Consider the following 17,594-nt stretch of genomic DNA (forward strand, 5'->3'; position numbering starts at 1 on the left):
CTGATCACAAAATGACCAAAGTATTCCGCGGTCTGCTAGCTACCCTGCTATCAGCCACTCTGCTCACCGCCTGCACCGGCGGCGAAACCAATGTCGATAAAGGCAACCGGGAGGGCATCCTCCACTACGGCAACGGCACCGAGCCCCAGGGTCTGGACCCGCACGTGGTTACCGGTGTTCCCGAAAACCATATAGTCAGCGCTCTGTTTGAAGGCCTCACCACCAAGAGCCCATGGACCCTGGAGCCAGAGCCCGGCGTGGCCCAGTCATGGGAGATCTCAGAGGACGGCAAGGTCTACACCTTCCACCTTAATCCCGAGGCCAAGTGGTCCAATGGCGAGGTAGTCACCGCGAGCGACGTGGTCTGGTCGTGGAACCGCGCCCTGCACCCGGCTATGGGCAATCAATATTCCTATATGCTGTTTCCTGTGGCGGGCGCAGAGGCCTACGCTAAACGCGAAACCGAAGACTTCAACGATGTCGGGGTCAAGGCCCTCGACGACGCAACCCTGGAGGTCACCCTCAACGACCCCACACCCTACTTCCTGCAGCTGCTAGACCACTACTCCACCTTCCCGGTACACCCTGAGACAATTCTTGCCCACGGTGAGATGCACGACCGCTATACCAAGTGGACGCGCCCGGGGAATATGGTCGGCAATGGCGCCTTCGTCCTCGACGAATGGCTGCTGAATCGCAGGGTTAGTGTGAAAAAGAGCGACACCTATTGGGACCGGGATACGGTCAAGCTCAATGGTGTTATTTTCTACCCAACGGAAAACATTGTCTCAGAAGAGCGCATGTTCCGGGTCAATCAGCTGCATTACACCCAGAGCGTACCGCTCGACAAGCAACCCGTGTACAAGGCGATGGAGAACTCTCCGCTGATACGGTCTCCCTATCTGGGCACGTATTTCTACCTGTTCAATACCTCCGCCCCGCCTGTCGATAACGTCAAAGTACGCCAGGCTCTGGCCATGTCCATAGACCGGGACAAACTGATCCGATCAGTTCTTCAGGACCTGTACACACCCGCCTATACCATCACGCCTCCCGGCACCATGGGCTACCAGCCTCCGCAATTGTTCGGCCACGATCCGGAAAAGGCGCGCCAGCTGCTGGCCGATGCCGGCTACCCCAATGGTGAAGGCTGGCCGGGCGTGGAAGTGATCTACAACACCAGTGAGAACCACCGCAAGATCGCAGTTGCCCTGCAGCAGATGTGGAAAGATGAGCTGAACATCGAGATCACTATTTCCAATCAGGAATGGAAGGTGTACCTCGATTCCATCGACACCATGAACTACGCGATCGCCCGCCGCGGATGGATAGGTGACTACGTGGACGCCAACAACTTCCTCGACATGTACCTGACCGGCGGCGGCAATAACAACACCGGTTTCGCCGAACCGAAGTACGACGAAATGATCGCCCGGCTTGCGCCCCAGGCCAAGACCCAGGAAGAGCGCTACAAGATCTTTTTCGAGGCCGAAACCATGTTGATGGAGCAGATGCCCATCCTGCCTATCTACACCTATTCCAGCAATCACCTGGTCCACCCCAGTGTGCGTGACCTGCCCTCGAACCTGATGGATCACCTGAACCTCAAGTATGTCTGGCTAGACCCGGATTGGGCTGATACGACAAACTAGGAAATCGCAGGATGCGCACTGGATATTCAAGATTTAAGAACATCAGTGCGCGACTCACCGCGAGCTGGCTTGCACTAGCCTTGCTGCCGGCCTTAAGTGTGTTGACGGCCTGTGGAACCAGCGAATCCAATGTGATTCAGGGCAACCGCGACAAAATTCTGCACCTGGGCAACCGCGCTGAACCCCAGTCCATAGACCCGCATTCTGTTGCCAGCGTCTACGACCACCAGATCGCGTGGGCCCTCTTTGAAGGCCTGATTACGCTGAACCCCTATACACTGCAACACGAGCCCGGAGTCGCCGAGCGCTGGGAGTTCAGCGAGGGCGACAAGGTCATCACCTTCCACCTGAACCCCAATGCCCGATGGTCCAACGGCGACCCTGTCACCGCACACGACTTCGACTGGTCTTTCCGCCGCGCCCTGAACCCGAAAATAGCGAGCCCTATGGTGGAGTCGCTGTACTACATTGCGGGCGCCGAGGACTACTTCAACGGCGTCGACACTGATTCCCTCGGCGTGACAGCGATCGATCCCCAGACACTGCAAATCACCTTGAAAAACCCCACGCCATACTTCCTGGACATTCTAGCTACCATGGCAGTGGCCTACCCCGTACACAGACCCACGGTAGAGGCCAACGGCGGGGCCGATGTGCGTTTTTCAGGCTGGACTCGCGCCGAGACGTTTGTCGGCAACGGCCCCTACCGCCTCTCAGAATGGAAACTCCAGCAGCACCTGGCAGTCGTAAAAAATGAGGCTTATTGGGGGGCAGACAAACTCGGACTTGAAGGGCTCATTTATTACCCGACTACCAATGAATCCACCGAAGAAAAAATGTTTCGCACTGGCCAGCTCCACTACACCGCCAGCGTTCCCTACAATAAACTGCCCAGCTACCGAGCAGCGGAAGACGCAAGACTTCGCTCTCACCCTCTTGCAGGCACGGGCTTCCTGGCCATCAACACACACCGCCCTCCACTCGATCAACTGGCCGTTCGGCGGGCCCTGAGCCTGGCTGTCGACCGAGACTCTCTGGCAGAGAATGTCCTCACTGGCACAGTCCGCGCCAACGCACGGTTCGTACCCTGGACTCTGCCCGGTTTCGAAAACCAGGTTTCAACAGCTGCGGACATAGAGGGAGCCCGAGCACTGCTAGCCGAGGCCGGCTATCCCAATGGCGAGGGGTGGCCCGGACTCGAGCTGTCCTTTCCACATTCTGGCAGCAGCAGGAAGTCAGCCGTCGCGTTACAGCAAATGTGGAAAGATGCGCTCAATATCGAAGTGACACTGAGTAGCATGGAATGGCAGGTCTATCTCTCGAACTACTATGAAAGCGACTATCAACTGGCGGCCATGGGATGGGTCAACAGTTATATGGATGCCGCAGACAGTCTCCGCCAGTTTGTGACAGGCGACCCCAACAACACCACCCACTTTTCCAATGCGCGCTACGACGACATCATGCAGCGACTTGCACCCCAAGCAGCTGATCGAGACGAACGCCTGCTACTTATGCGCGAGGCGGAAGAGCTGATGCTGGCCCATCTTCCTGCTATCCCTATGTATACGCAGGCGAGCCAGCATCTTGTGCACCCGAGTGTGCGTGGCCTGCCTCCCAACCCCCTGAGGTATTACAACTTCAGGTACGTGGCATTAACGAATGAGTAAATTGCGAGCGCTATGGGCCACTGTCTGCCTGACGGCCCCGTTGCTCACCGCCTGCGGCCCTGTCGATAGCAATGTTGCGCACGGCAACCGTGAGGGCGTACTGCACATCAACAACGGGTCAGAACCACAAACCATCGACCCGCATATCATCTCCTCCGTTCCTGGAGGCCAGATTGCCTGGGCCTTGTTTGAAGGACTTGTGACGCTCGACCCAGGCACCCTCGAGCCGATGCCAGGTGTGGCAGAGCGCTGGGAAATCAGCGAGGACCAGTTGGTGTGGACGTTCTATCTCAGGGACAATGCGCGCTGGTCCAATGGTGACCCACTTACCGCTGAGGACTTCCACTGGTCTTTCCTGCGCGCACTCAGCCCGGCCATAGGCAGCAGCTTCGCCGAGTATTTGTTCCCTATACAAGGTGCACGGGAGTATTTTGCAGGCGAATTGGATGACCCCGCTGATCTTGGAGTTCAGGTCATTGATTCACACACGCTGGAACTGACACTCCACCAGCCCACCCCCTATTTCTTCCAGAGTCTGGCGACTTTTTCGTCAAGCATGCCAGTCCACCGCGCCACCATTGAAGCGCACGGCGAACCCTTCGCTCGCTACACCGGCTGGACACGCCCAGAGAACATTGTCAGTAACGGACCCTTCGTGCTGAGCGAATGGCGCATGCAGAAGCGTCTGGTTGTAAGCAAAAACCCGCTGTACTGGGACCAGCAGAACGTTGCACTAGAGCAGATCGTATTCCATCCCATCGATAGCGAGTCAACTGAAGACCGCATGTACCGGGTGGGCCAACTCCACAAAACCGACATGGTCCCACTGGCCAAGATCCCCGAATTTTTGCAGAGCGGAAACCCGGAGTACCGGCAGACGCCCATGTTCGGCACCTACTTCCTGATATTGAATGTCGAGCGCGCACCGCTCGATCAGGTGAAAGTGAGACAGGCACTGGCCGCGACAATCGATCGCGAGCTACTGGCAAGATCGGTCCTGCACGATTCGGTCCTGCCCCACCGGGGGATAGTCCCTCGCGGGATTGCCGGTTACGATCCCGAACTGCCCCTACCATACGATCCCGAAGAAGGGCGGCGCCTGCTGGCAGAAGCGGGTTATCCCGACGGCGACGGCTTCCCAGAGCTGGAATTTATTTTCAACACCAGTGAAAACAATCGAAAAATTCTCATCGCCCTGCAGCAGATGTGGAAGAATGAGCTGGGCATCAGCGTCACCCTGACCAATATGGAGTGGCGGGTTTTCGTTGATAAACTGGACGAGCGCGACTTTCAGGGCTCACGTCTGGGCTGGATAGGTGGATTTGTCGATCCGGTGATGTTCCTGGAACTGATGACATCCGACAACGTTTCGAACTACTCCGGCTTTTCCAATGAGGTCTATGATGAAATAATGCGTGTTCTGGTGCCCGAGGCCGAAACACCCCGAGAGCGACTCAAACTATTGGAAGAGGCCGAAGTGCTCGCCCTGAAGCAAGCGCCGTACATCCCTCTATATACTTACACCGACCGGTACATGATCCGGCAAAACGTTAAGGGTTTTCCCGCCAATCTCATAAAATACTATAACTATAAGTATGTGAGCCTGGCCGACCCAATGGAGCAAAAATAATACCATGTGGCGATTTATAGGCGTTCGTCTCTTGCAGGCGATACCGGTGATCCTTGCTGTGATCACTGTAACGTTCTTCCTGGTGCGTCTCGCACCCGGCGGCCCCTTCTCCGCGGAAAAAGCGGTGCTACCCGAAGTGAAAGCAGCCCTGGAGGCCCAGTACCGACTGGATCAACCGCTGTTCTCCCAGTACACGGCCTACCTGGGCGACCTGGCCCAGGGCGAGTTTGGCCCCTCATTTAAGTACCCTGGCCGCAGCGTCAACGAGTTGATCGGGGCCGGCCTGCCGGTCACCGCCGAACTCGGGTTCTATGCCCTGCTGGTGGCGGTGCTGATAGGGGGGACCGCCGGTGTTATAGCAGCACTTAGGCCGAACACCCCCCAGGACTACATACCGATGACGGCCGCAATGCTGGGGATATGCGTGCCGTCGTTTCTGCTCGGCCCCCTGCTGGTACTTGTCTTCGGCATCTACCTCGACTGGTTACCTGTCTCCGGCTGGGGCGATATCCCGGGCGACAAGATTCTCCCGGCAATCACCCTGGGCTCTGGCTACGCAGCCTACATCGCCCGCCTGTCCCGGGCCGGTATGCTCGAGGTGATGAGCCAGGACTACATCCGCACCGCCCGCGCCAAGGGCTTGCCCGAGTGGCAGGTGGTGATCAAACACGGGTTACGGGGTGGCCTTATCCCGGTGGTCGCCTTCCTCGGGCCGGCTTTCGCCGGCCTGCTGGCGGGCTCCTTTGTGGTCGAGACCATCTTCCAGATTCCCGGCCTGGGCCGCTTCTACGTGCAAGCCGCCTTCAACCGCGACTACACCATGATCCTCGGTACCACGGTATTCCTGTCCACCCTGATCGTGCTGTTCAACCTGCTGTCCGATGTACTGGCGGCCTGGATGAACCCACGCCTGCGCGCACAATTCGGGGAGAACTAGAATGACCACAGAAATCATTTCCGACATCGCCGAGGCGGAGCAGGGTTCCAGCCTGTGGCACGACGCCTGGTTGCGCCTGCGCAAGAACCGGCTAGCAGTGGGCGGCGGCGCCACCCTGCTTCTGTTCATACTCGTTGCCTTGCTTACGCCATGGATCGCACCCTACGCCTACGATGCGCAGAACCTTGACCTTGGTGCCAGCCCGCCCTCGGCCCAGCATTGGCTGGGGACCGATATCTTTGGCCGCGACCTGCTCACCCAGATCATGTACGGCGGACGTATTTCGCTGGCCGTTGGTTTTGTGGCGACGTCGGTAGCGCTGCTGATCGGTGTTACCTGGGGAGCCGTCGCAGGCTACGTGGGCGGGAAGACCGACGCAGTCATGATGCGCCTGGTGGACATCATGTATGCCCTACCTTTCATGATCTTCATCGTGCTCCTCATGGTCGTGTTTGGCCGCAACATGCTACTCCTGTTCCTCGCCATTGGCGCAGTGGAATGGCTGACGATGGCGCGGATCATGCGCAGCCAGGTTCAGCAGCTGCGTCAGCAGGAATTCGTGGAAGCGGCAATCTCCCTGGGGCTGAGCCCGGGCACGATTATCCGCCGCCACCTGATCCCCAACGCCCTGGGCCCAATCATCGTGTACACCACGCTGACGATTCCCTCGGTGATGTTGCTGGAGGCATTCCTGTCCTTCCTCGGCCTGGGTATTCAGCCACCCCAGACTTCCTGGGGCCTGCTGATCTCCTACGGCGCCGAGACCATGGAAGAATATCCCTGGCTTCTGATTTTCCCCGGGCTGGCACTGACGCTGACCCTGTTCTCACTCAATTTCCTCGGTGACGGCCTGCGGGACGCCCTGGACGTGCGGAGGAGTAAAGACTGATGGCACTTCTAGAAGTAAAAGACCTCGCGGTCAGTTTCGTGACCCGTATGGGCACCAACAAGGCGGTGGACGGTATTTCCTTCAGCGTGGACACCGGCAAGATCACCGCGATCATCGGCGAGTCCGGCTCGGGCAAGTCTGTCGCCTGTTACTCCATGCTGGGGCTGGTCCCCATGCCCCCCGGCAGAATTGACGGCGGCCAGGCACTCCTTGAGGGCAATGACCTGCTGAAGATGAGCGAGGCCGAGCTGCGGGAGATCCGCGGCCGCGACGTCGCCATGATCTTCCAGGACCCAATGACCTGCCTCAATCCGTTCATGACCATCGGCAAACAGTTGATGGAGCCGCTGCTCTATCACAAGGATGTGAGCCAGGCTGACGCCCGTAAACGCGCTGTCGAGCTGTTAGAAGAAGTGGGTATCCGCGACCCGGATACCACCTTCGAAAACTACCCACACCAATTCTCCGGCGGCATGCGCCAGCGGGTCATGATCGCCATGGCCCTGATCAATGAGCCCAAGCTGCTAATCGCAGATGAGCCCACCACGGCGCTGGACGTAACCATTCAGGCCCAGATCCTGAAGCTCATCGCCGAGCTTCAGACCAAGCGCGACATCGGCGTGATCTTCATCTCTCACGACCTTGCGGTTGTGGCCGATATTGCAGACCAGATCGTGGTGATGCAGCAGGGCAAGATCGTGGAAGGCGGAGACTCCGATCACATCTTCCATCACGCAGAGCACCCGTACACCCAGAAGCTGTTGGCAGCGATTCCCGCCGACAGCAAGGCGCCGATGGCGGCGGAGCCAGAGACACTGATCGAGGTGAAAAATCTGCGCACCTGGTTCGATCAGGGTAAAAACGCGGAACCTGTAAAGGCAGTGAATGATGTCAGCTTCGACATCAAACGAGGCGAAGTACTGGGCCTGGTGGGGGAATCCGGTTCGGGTAAGTCCACCATCGGTCGTTCCATTCTGCGCCTGGTGAACGTCACCGGTGGCAGCGTGACATTCGACGGCACAGAGGTCACTGGCCTTGAAGGCAGCGACTTGAAAAACTTCCGCCGCCGCATGCAGATGATTTTCCAGGACCCCTTCGCCTCGCTGAACCCGCGCATGACTGTATTCGATACCCTGGCCGAGCCACTGCTGCTGCACGGCATAGAGAACAGGAAATCAGTCTCCAGCGGCGTCCTCAAATTAATGGACGATGTGGGCCTCGCGCGCAATTTTGTGCGCAAATATCCCCACGAATTCTCCGGTGGCCAGCGTCAGCGCATCGCCATCGGCCGCGCCCTGGCAACCCGGCCCGAGTTCATCGTTGCAGATGAGCCAGTGTCTGCTCTGGACGTCACTATCCAGGCGCAGATCCTCGACTTGATGCAACACCTCGGCAAGGAGTACGGCCTGACTATGCTGTTCGTGTCGCACGATTTGGCAGTGGTACGCCATCTGGCGGATCGCATCCTGGTACTGTACAAGGGCGAGGTTGTGGAACAGGGCACGGGAGATGATTTGTTTGAGCGTCCGCAACAGGACTACACGCGCCAGCTGCTGAGCTCCATTCCCGGACGCGCCCTGCTGGGCTGAACAAGAATGAGCAAGCTGGAAGTACCGACAGAGTTACAGCGCGGCGGCCGGGTAGGCCAATTGGACAACAATCTGGAGTCCAGTCGTTGGCTGCTGGATCGCATTGCCCGGCTCTCGGGCCGGGAAGACCTCGCGGATGCCGCAGTGCTGGATATGGGCTGCGGAAACAAGTTCACTCAAGCAATTCTGCGTGAGGAAATTCCTATTGGCAGTTACAGTGGGATCGACGTCTACCGCGAGTTAATAGAGTATCTGCAGCGTTCGGTCGATGACCCGCGCTGCAGCTATCAGCACGTGGACATCCACAACGCCATGTACAATCCCGAGGGGCATCCACTGGCCAGCCTCGAGGGCTTAGCGCTAGCTGAAGGGCACTTCGATATCATCTGCCTGTTTTCGGTCTTCACACACCTGGCGCCCCACGACTACCCCGCGATGCTGAAATTGCTACGGCCCTACATCAAGCCTGACGGGGTACTGGTATTCAGTCTGTTTATTAACGAAGTAGCGGAAAACGGCCAGGGCTATATCAGCGGCATAGCCGAGCAGCTGACCCGCGGCATGACACCCGAGCAAAAGGCGTCACCGCCACCGCCTTTTGTAGATATGGACCCGAAACAGCCACTCAAGTGGGCGATCTATTCCAGAGAGTACGCGCACGAACTGCTCGCGGACACAGGGTGGAGAATGCGCAGCCTTGAACTACCGGTTGACCCCTACGTCCAGCACCACTTTGTTTGCGAGCCGGTCTAACCGCCCTTCTTGAACCAGCCTTTTACGTTGTCCACGCCATCTTGAACAGCATCAGCGCCTTGTTCTATGGCATCTCCTGCGACATCGCGGGTACTGTCCATCGCCTCGTCGACCTGCGAATCGCTTTCGTCTTCCCACTGGATCAGGATGCCGTCAACGCCGCCGGCGAGGGCCAGGCCGCGCATTTCGGAATGCAATTCAATCACCACCCCATCTGCGCTGCGTAACCACAGTTTGCCGCTACCGGAATCACCGCCGGTCATACCCAATCGAGCGTTACCATAGGTACCGGGAAAAGCCTCGAGGCTCGGCAGGTTGTAAACGGTTCCCTCGGCATCGATCGAGGAAGCCCCGTAACCGCCAACTCCAAGGCCGGCTAGCCTGAAGGGGTAATCCTTGCCATCTATGGTCAGGGTCCCGCCGCCCATGGTGCCACTCCCCACCCAGGCCACCGTATACTGCTTGAGTTCAATCGTCCCCGATGGCTCCAGCTCGTCAGCATCGATCTCCTGCACATCGTCAGCAGCGGACTCAGAGTCTGATGTTGTTGTAGGCTCTGCTTCTACCGCCGCCTCCTTTACTTGCTGAGGTTCCTCGGCGACCGCAGCCAGCTCGGGCGCGGCAGATTGCGCTGGCCCCGCTTCCTGATCACCACCACAGGCCTGCAAGCCGACGAGGGCCACGCCAGACAACATCATCGCCAGTTTATTCATTCTCTCGATCTCCTGATCAGAAGTTGTTTATTTCTACACAGTCTAGTCTGAGGCGCCATCGGCCGCATCCAGCAATGGTACACCCGCACGCCCCACGAGGCCTTCCAGCTTTATATTCACCATGTCCGGGCCACCCCTGCCGAGGGTAACCCATAGGATGTGGTCCATATACTCACCGCGAGTCTTCGGGGTGAATTCGCCGCCAGTCGTGCCCATCTGTATATGTTCCACTCCCGCTCGGACCTCACGGTTATAGCTGTGTTCGTGCCCATTGAACACCGAATAGGAGAAGTTGCCCAGCGCCTGTTCCAGGTCGGCGTAACCTGAAGAGGCTGAATCCCAAAGCGGCTTATGCATCAGCACAAACACCCAGTAGGCATCCTGATTCTTATCCAATACCTGGATGAAATAATCCGATTGCGCCCTGCCCATCACCCCGAACTTGCGCTCATCCAGCCTGGAGTAGTCCGTCGCGAGAAATGCCTCGGGGCCCTGCGACTTGTACACGGCCACCGCATCGTTGCGCAGCTGCTTGATCTCGGCAAACCGTTGCCCGGAGAAGTCCTCCGAATCAAGCATGAGAAATAGATAGTCACCCAGGCGAAAGTGATAGTAGCGTGGGCCAACACTACCTTCCCACCACTCGCGCATGGCCATATTGGAGATATCGTGATTCCCAACGAGCGGATAGAGCGGCATATTCAGCGGCGTCAGGCGATCCGTAAAGGCTGCCCACTCTCGCTCCATCTGCGCCACGTCCTCAGTGCCGCCTTCTATCAAGTCACCCACGGACAGGACGAAATCGGGATTCAGCTGCGCCAGCGCTGCCACCGCGGCATCAAATACTCCCTCGCGCTCGCCTCCGGTTAGATCACCGATTATCGCAAAACGGACCAGCCCGCCCTCCACCGCTGGCGCGGTAAAGCGAATATCATCGGCCGCCAGGGCATCGATAGACAGCGCGAGGATGAGCAAGTTAAGTAGCCGCTTCATGACCTGACTCACAGCGTGTTCTTGTAAACCACCCCATCTTTCATAATCAGACGCAGGTTTTTCCCGGGGTCAGCCAACACGCTGACATCCTCCAGCGGCTCACCATCAATCAACACCAGATCGGCATAGGCACCAGGCTGGATAACGCCCAGACGGCCCTCGCGATAACGATTGCGCGGCCCCGACAATTCGATCAATTCCGCACCAATGCTGGTGGCCTGGAGCATGATTTCTGGCGCACTGAAAATTTCGGCACGGGCCAGCCACTCCATGGCCTGGAGCTTGTAGGCTTCCCTGGAAAGAAACACATCGGAGCCGAATGCGATTTTCAACTTATGCTTCTTGGCCAGGCGAATCATCTCTTGGAAGCCCGATTTGGCCAACTCGAATTTTTCTCGCTGATCCGCTGTAAACTGCGGCGGAGCATCAGCATTGGACATCAGCGCCTCTACCACCAGGTAGACATCGTTTTTGGCCATCTTTTTGATCACGTCTTCCGTCATCAAGTGGCCGTGTTCAATGGAACGTGCACCGAAGTCGATCGCTCGGGATACCGCCTCGTCGTAGTAGGCATGCACCATGAAGTAGGAACCAAAGGTCTCCGCCACATGCGCCGCGGCGCCGAGCTCGGCATCGGTAAACTGGTCGATATCCAGCGGTGAATAGTTAGCGGAAATGCCGCCATTGGTGGCCAGCTTGAGCTGAGTGGCACCGTTGCGGAAGTTCTGCCTGGCGGCCCCCAGCATTTCGGCCTCGCCGTCTACGGCAGTGAAGTGCCCGATGCGCTGCGCGTGGCTGTGCTCGCCTCCCATGTGGTGATGGGGGTTGGTGCGATCGCGCATATCCAGGTGCCCGGAGGTCTGAGTAAGGAACGCGCCGGAGGAAAACACGCGCGGCCCGGCAAACCAGCCATCATCAATCGCGCGCTGCACACCAATGCTCGCGCCACCGGCATCGCGCACCGTGGTGAAGCCGCGCATCAGCATTTCCTCTGCCACCTGACCCGCCGCAGCACCCACGTAAATACCCGTGTATTCATTTTCCAACTGGTCAAATGGCGCGATCAGGGACATGTGGGTGTGGGCATCCACAAAGCCGGGGGACAGTACCCGGCCACCGCCATCAATTCGTTGTGCGCCGCTGTCGACTTCCAGGTCACTGCCAAAGGCGACAATCATATTCCCTTGCACCAGCACATCGGCGTCAACGAGGTGCGTGTTCTCGCCGTCAAAGACACGCACGTTGGAAATCAGGATCTGTTGTTCATCCTCTGCGTGAGCCTTGATCTGAAGCATACCCAGGGCCGCTGCCAACAGGGCAATAGCTGCGGCGAATCCCCTCGCCCTGTCAAAGCGCAAAGCGCGCACGCATACTCCATACATGGGAACTTTCCTCATCGGGGTTCAGGGCAGGGTCTTGCAGGTACTGGTAATCAAAGGTCAGGGCCAGCTGCTGGGTGAGCTGCCAGCGGTAAAACAATTCCAGCGTGTACTGGTCGTCCAGACCCGGGCCAAACGAGTTCTCGTTTATCTCACCCCAGTTGAAACCCACACCTATCAAGTCACCAGGGGCCTGGTCAATGGAGCCGGGGCGGTAGCCAAAGCCCAAACTGACAGTCTTTTCCAGCAGGGAACCACTGTCATCTGTGTATCCGGCGCGCACAAAGGGCATGATCCTGTCGTTGTAATATCGCGACCAGGAAACATTGGCACCCCAGCCACTGGGAGCACCGGCTTCCTCGCGGGCGTCGGCATGCCACAAGGTCAGGTGCACGTTGTCCAGCGCGATGCGCGAGTGCGCAGAGGTGTAGCCAATATCGATACTGCTGAAATACTCATTGTCACCAAAGAATGTATCGAAGCCGTCTCCGATTTCAGTCGGGTCGCCATTGCGATCAACCACACTGCCGATAACAAACACGTTGTTCTCAAACAGGTGTCCGCCCGCAACACCCAGGCTGGCATCGTTAGGCAGGTCAATTGCGCCAGAACCGGTGGAAAATGCGAGGTTCATAAAGTGCAGCCAGGGACTGGCCAACCCATACACATCGACAAAATCAGTGACATCGAGGAATCCACCCACCAGTGTGGTGCGGCCATTGTTCAGGCTCTGGCGCCAATAGAGGTTGGTCCAGCGTGTACCCTGGTCACTGAATGGCGGTTCCGTGAGGCCAACATAACCGACATTCCCCAGCAAAAACCCGCTGGGGGCGTTGTCACCATAGGCGTGGCGGTGCTCCAGCTTGTACACCAGGCCGCCTGAACTGGACTTGCCGTCGCCAGTGAGGTTCCAGCGACCGTAGAGCCTGAGCATGCCGCTACTGGCACTGTCGTCGGCACCGTCGAGCACATCACTGGCATGAACAGTAACCGCCGAGTAGTCAGCACCAAAGCTGAAGCCGTGATCTTCCTCGAGCCCAGTCTGCCAATCCTTGAACGGGCCCAGCAGCTCTGTCTCAAAATAGCCGCCGCGTGGGGTGCGATCAGCTTCAATGACCTGCTCTACAGAGTCGGGTCCGCCGAAACTGGGCGTCTGGGGATCGTCGATCTGAGATGCTGGATCTTGTTGTGCGAGTGCCGCGGCACTCAACAGGGCGCCGCTTAGTGCGAGCGCCCCAGAGTTGATTCTATTCACTATCAGTTAGCCGGAATGTAGTCACCTATGATTCCATGGTATTTCATTTCCGGGAAACTGATAGCCGCCTCAGACAGCCTGCCATCTATTTCATTGCGATAAATATTGCCGCCCTTCATCACAATCTGGATGGTTGGGATCAGCTTGAACTCCGGATCGGCATCAAACCACTGTGTTGTGCCGCCAATGACACTGATGTCCTCAAGCGGATTGCCATCCACCAACAAGAGGTCCGCATACGCGCCCTCTTGCACAACGCCCAGCTTCCCGGCCTTGTAGGGGTTGCGCGGCCCTGACAAGGCCATCAACTCACCCGCTGTGGACGTCATTTGCTTGAGCACCTCGAAATTGCTGTCGAAGGTCTGGGTGCGCCACCAGATCTCATAACGACGGGCGCGCTCGGCATCGGAAAATGCGCCGACATAATCAGACGCGAAGACAACTTTCACGCCATTCTTGAGCAGGTTTCGCCCAAAGTCCCTGTAGGCCTCGCCCAGCGCCTTGACCATGGGGATTTTATCCGCAGGCATCAGCGGGTTGCGCGCCAGGTCCGGAGAGATCCCCCACATCTGCGGGACCATGTAAGCGCCCTCTTTGGCCATGCGTTTCATGGTTTTTTCCGAAATAAAGAAGCCGTGCTCGAAGCTCTTCACACCACAGTCCAAGAGGCGACCGACTGCACGATCGTTGAACGTATGTGCGCCCACGTAGGTACCCCAGTCCGCAGCCGCCTCCACAATGGCGCAGATCTCAGCCTGAGAGTACTGGGTGGTATCAATCGGGTCGAAGCGGGACGAGCCGCCGCCACCGCCCATGATCTTGATCTGGGTGGCGCCATTGCGCAGATTCAATCGTGTTGCCTTGAGGACCTCGGGGACACCGTCCGCCACGTTACCGATACCCATGCGCTCAAAGTTGGACAGGTCGCCTGCGTCGTTGATACTGAACCCGGGGTCTGCGCGATCGCGGAAGTCACCGTGACCCGACGTCTGGGAAATAAAGCCACCGGAGGGATAAAGCCTTGGGCCAAGCACTCGGCCCTGGTCGATCGCACGCGCCAATCCGAACGTCGGACCGCCCATGTCACGCACGGTGGTAAAGCCATCCATCAGGAAGCGCTTCATCACGATCGTCGCGTTGTAAGACATGTCGGTGAGATCCATATTCGTCTCAACAACATTGAAGTTCTGGTTGATCATCACGTGGGCGTGGCCGTCAATAAGGCCAGGCATCAAGGTCTTGCCGCCACCATCAATAACGACAGCACCCTCACCGGCTGACAGGTTGCGACCAATCGAAGCAATCGTCTCGCCCTCGACAAGTACATCCTGCCCGGTGATTAGTTTGTTACTGGTGCCGTTAAATATATTGACGTCTTTAAACAGCACCTGCCCAGCAAGTGCCGGCGAAGCCAAACTGATACTTATGCCAATGGTGCTAAGAAATCTCGCGAGCCTGTTATTCGTCATATGTTTTCTCCGAAGCAATTACTGATCCTATCCTTTACTGGAACATGCTGGCAAACACGTTCTCCACAACCGGCGCGATGTTGATACCAAACATCCAGTCCGGGCCAAAGGCATCTGCCTGGTCGATGAAGTAGTTGGCCTCCACGCTGAGCTTCCAGGGCCGACCATTCCATACCACCGTCTTGCCCACAGTAAGGTTCAGAGGCAGGGTCCACTGGCTGCTCTCGTGGTCGTAACTCATGATCGGCGCGGTCGCCACATTCCAGCCACCGCCGGGCAGGTACGTGGCAAACGCATTGACCGTAGTGAGACTGATGTCGGCATCACCCGAACCACCGATGTCAGTCTGGTAGGTCAGCAGGGTGCCCAGTACATACTTGCTGCTGAGTTTGCCGATCAGGAACTCAGGCCCAAGACTCCAGCGGTCAGGCCCCAGCTCATCCTCAGTGGCCGTGGGCAGGGTCGAGATAATACCCGCCGCCCAAAGCAGGCCGCTCTCGGTAGTGCGCCCGTAAGCCAGGTCAAAGCCAATGTCGCCGACACCATTGGTGGAGTCAAACTCGCCGGTGGCCGCATCGAAATAGGGCTGGTCGACCATGATCGGGACTGCCGGTCGGAAAAAGATCGTTGCACCACTTTCCAGTGGGAATGGAAAAGCTGGCTGGTACAGGACCAGGCTGCTGCTCTGGTCACTGGCGTCGGGAAGGTCGCCGTCAAACGTTCGGTATTGGAACTTGAAAGTCTGGCTCGCCAATGGCGTATTTGGGTTGGCCAGCGACTGGGCCAGTTCCTCGGCGGAGGGCTCTGCCGCTCCGCCAGCACCGCTGTTCTGAGATCGCAGCTCAACAGCCTGGTCGTCGCTTACTGTAAACTCTGCCGACTCTTCCGTCGCCTCATTGAAGGCGCGGTACAGATTGTCCTGGCCCACCGCCTGTTCGATGCGAACGCACTGTTCCTGCGTACCCACGGTGATGCAGATCTTGCTGTCCCGCACCACCCAGCTGCGCCCAAACGTATCGCCCCAGGCTGTCAACTCGCCAGTGCCGTCGCTATTGTAGCGACCTATGGCCTTCACATTGCCGCGCAAGGTACCTTCGAGCACTGTGTCGGAGACAAGCGCACGCAACTCCTCATCGTCGGTCAGGGGCTGCCAGTTCTGGGCAAGAACAGACGTAGAAAACACGGATGCCGATAGAACAGCGAGTGCGCGCGCCGCACGCCAATTGCCCCTCAGCATCACAAGGTGTTTTTGTAGATCTTGCCGTCTTTCATGATGACACGCAGCGTTTCGGGGCTATCCGGGCGCAAGTCCGCACCAAACCATTTGGTGCCGGTACCCACTACCGTGAAGTCTTCCAGCGGATTGCCATCGACGATGAGAATGTCGGCGTAAGCGCCCTCCTCAATCACACCCAGCTTGCCTTTCGTGTAAGGGTTCATGAAGTCACCGGACAGCGCGACAAGTTCTCCACCAGTTGAGGTCATGGTTACCAGTGAGGTATAGGGGCCGAAAAAATCGTTATTGAGGTGCTTCTCGTAAGCAATCTGGATATTGCACGCTGCCACGGAACCAACGCAGTCGGTCTGGAAAGCACGCTTAACCGGGCACTTCTTCATGTTGTCGATGTAACCGGAAAAGGTTGCTGACGCAGACTTTGCTTTGGCGAGACTGGAAGGCACATTGGCCACAGCAGGAATGTCCAGCAAGCCTGGGTCAAAGGCAGTCAAGTTGGTGGTGATGAACGCGCCCTTTTTCTTCATCAGTTTCGCCACTTCACAGTCGAAGGAAAAACCATGTTCAATCGACTTCACACCGGCGTTCAGCGCATTCATCATGGCCTCCTTGCGGTAGGAGTGCGCCATCACATAGCTGCCATATTCGTTGGCCACCTGCACCGCCGCTTCGATCTCCTGCTGTGAACCTGCAAGCAATTGCCAGGGGTCGAAGGCACTGACCACACCGCCGGACTGCATGTACTTGAGTTGAGTCGCTCCCATACGGAAGTTATTTCGCCCGTACTTCTGCACATCCGCGACGCTGTCGACTTCCTGCGCCATATTCAGGCGGCTGAAGTTTGTCGATGCACCGGGGGGAGAAGAGAAGTTAGCGAAATCAGCGTGGCCACCCCGCGTACCCAGGAATGCGGCGGAGGTGTAAAAACGCGGCCCGACAATCGCACCTGAATCGATGGCTCGGCGCAGGCCGCCATTGGCGCCGCCGGCATCACGCACGGTGGTAAAGCCCTGCATCAGGTACATCTCGGCCATCTGCGTGCCGTGAATACCAAAATCTTCCCAGGTTGTGGCCGCTTCCATCTGTGGAAGGCTAGGGCCCATGAGCATCAGGTGAGCGTGAGCTTCAACAAAGCCCGGAAGGAGTGTACGGCCACCCCCATCAACCACAGTCGCGTCTGGGGCAGTGATCTCGCGCTTGGAGACGGTCTTTATCAGGTTGCCTTCGACAAGAACGCTGGCGTTTTCTATGCGCTTCTCGTTCACACCATCAAACACATGGACATTGGTAAACAGAATCTGAGGCGGTGTTTCAGTGTCCGCCCAGGCCGAATTGAATCCAAACGCTACCAATCCGATCAATAACCACTTTCGAAGCACTGTCTTTCTCCCTGTCGAGCGCATGTGTTTTTGTATCCAACAATTTAGCCAC

The 17,594-nt window shown here is 57.7% G+C and carries 14 protein-coding genes; 7 read left to right on the forward strand and 7 right to left on the reverse strand.

Going from position 1 to position 17,594, the window contains the following annotated elements; all coding sequences use genetic code 11:
- Positions 1-11: 11 nt before the first annotated feature.
- From EY643_RS17930 to EY643_RS17960, 7 genes are read left to right on the forward strand one after another with little or no spacing between them, the layout of a single operon-like run.
- Entirely contained in the window at positions 12-1,652 is a 1,641-nt protein-coding gene (locus tag EY643_RS17930; protein WP_153240534.1) for a peptide ABC transporter substrate-binding protein, read from the forward strand.
- Between the two features lie 11 nt (positions 1,653-1,663).
- Complete coding sequence (locus EY643_RS17935; protein ID WP_153240535.1) at positions 1,664-3,322, forward strand: peptide ABC transporter substrate-binding protein; 1,659 nt, start codon at positions 1,664-1,666, stop codon at positions 3,320-3,322.
- Positions 3,315-4,952 carry a peptide ABC transporter substrate-binding protein gene (locus EY643_RS17940; RefSeq protein WP_153240536.1) on the forward strand — a complete coding sequence of 546 codons (1,638 nt, stop codon included), beginning with the start codon at positions 3,315-3,317 and terminating at the stop codon, positions 4,950-4,952. The genes EY643_RS17935 and EY643_RS17940 overlap by 8 nt, the downstream gene beginning before the upstream one ends.
- A gap of 4 nt (positions 4,953-4,956) precedes the next feature.
- A complete protein-coding gene (locus EY643_RS17945) occupies positions 4,957-5,889 on the forward strand; it encodes an ABC transporter permease (protein ID WP_153240537.1) in 933 nt (310 codons plus the stop codon).
- 1 nt (position 5,890) lies between these two features.
- The gene (locus EY643_RS17950) at positions 5,891-6,778 is read left to right on the forward strand and encodes an ABC transporter permease (RefSeq protein WP_153240538.1); all 888 of its coding nucleotides are present in this window, start codon (positions 5,891-5,893) and stop codon (positions 6,776-6,778) included.
- Positions 6,778-8,367: an ABC transporter ATP-binding protein gene (locus tag EY643_RS17955; RefSeq protein ID WP_153240539.1), complete on the forward strand. Its 1,590-nt coding sequence runs from the start codon at positions 6,778-6,780 to the stop codon at positions 8,365-8,367. Before EY643_RS17950 ends, EY643_RS17955 begins: the two co-directional genes overlap by 1 nt.
- 6 nt (positions 8,368-8,373) lie before the next feature.
- A complete protein-coding gene (locus EY643_RS17960; RefSeq protein WP_153240540.1) occupies positions 8,374-9,120 on the forward strand; it encodes a class I SAM-dependent methyltransferase in 747 nt (248 codons plus the stop codon).
- Here EY643_RS17960 and EY643_RS17965 read toward each other — a convergent pair.
- The 7 genes from EY643_RS17965 to EY643_RS17995 are packed head-to-tail and all read right to left on the reverse strand — an operon-like array spanning position 9,117 to position 17,542.
- Positions 9,117-9,833 (reverse strand): hypothetical protein, encoded by a 717-nt coding sequence (locus EY643_RS17965; protein ID WP_153240541.1) that lies wholly within the window; start codon positions 9,831-9,833, stop codon positions 9,117-9,119. The two genes, EY643_RS17960 and EY643_RS17965, sit on opposite strands and share 4 nt — an antisense overlap.
- Before the next feature lie 42 nt (positions 9,834-9,875).
- On the reverse strand, positions 9,876-10,826 hold the full coding sequence (locus tag EY643_RS17970) for a metallophosphoesterase family protein (protein WP_153240542.1): 951 nt from the start codon (positions 10,824-10,826) through the stop codon (positions 9,876-9,878).
- 8 nt (positions 10,827-10,834) lie between these two features.
- Positions 10,835-12,208: a metal-dependent hydrolase family protein gene (locus EY643_RS17975; RefSeq protein WP_170287466.1), complete on the reverse strand. Its 1,374-nt coding sequence runs from the start codon at positions 12,206-12,208 to the stop codon at positions 10,835-10,837.
- Complete coding sequence (locus EY643_RS17980; protein ID WP_153240544.1) at positions 12,174-13,460, reverse strand: carbohydrate porin; 1,287 nt, start codon at positions 13,458-13,460, stop codon at positions 12,174-12,176. Before EY643_RS17980 ends, EY643_RS17975 begins: the two co-directional genes overlap by 35 nt.
- Positions 13,461-13,462: 2 nt before the next feature.
- On the reverse strand, positions 13,463-14,929 hold the full coding sequence (locus EY643_RS17985; protein ID WP_153240545.1) for a metal-dependent hydrolase family protein: 1,467 nt from the start codon (positions 14,927-14,929) through the stop codon (positions 13,463-13,465).
- A 34-nt stretch (positions 14,930-14,963) separates the two neighbouring features.
- Positions 14,964-16,166 (reverse strand): hypothetical protein, encoded by a 1,203-nt coding sequence (locus EY643_RS17990; RefSeq protein ID WP_153240546.1) that lies wholly within the window; start codon positions 16,164-16,166, stop codon positions 14,964-14,966.
- Entirely contained in the window at positions 16,166-17,542 is a 1,377-nt protein-coding gene (locus EY643_RS17995; RefSeq protein ID WP_205743100.1) for a metal-dependent hydrolase family protein, read from the reverse strand. The genes EY643_RS17990 and EY643_RS17995 overlap by 1 nt, the downstream gene beginning before the upstream one ends.
- Positions 17,543-17,594 lie beyond the last annotated feature (52 nt).

The organism is Halioglobus maricola (assembly GCF_009388985.1).
Taxonomy (GTDB): domain Bacteria; phylum Pseudomonadota; class Gammaproteobacteria; order Pseudomonadales; family Halieaceae; genus Halioglobus; species Halioglobus maricola.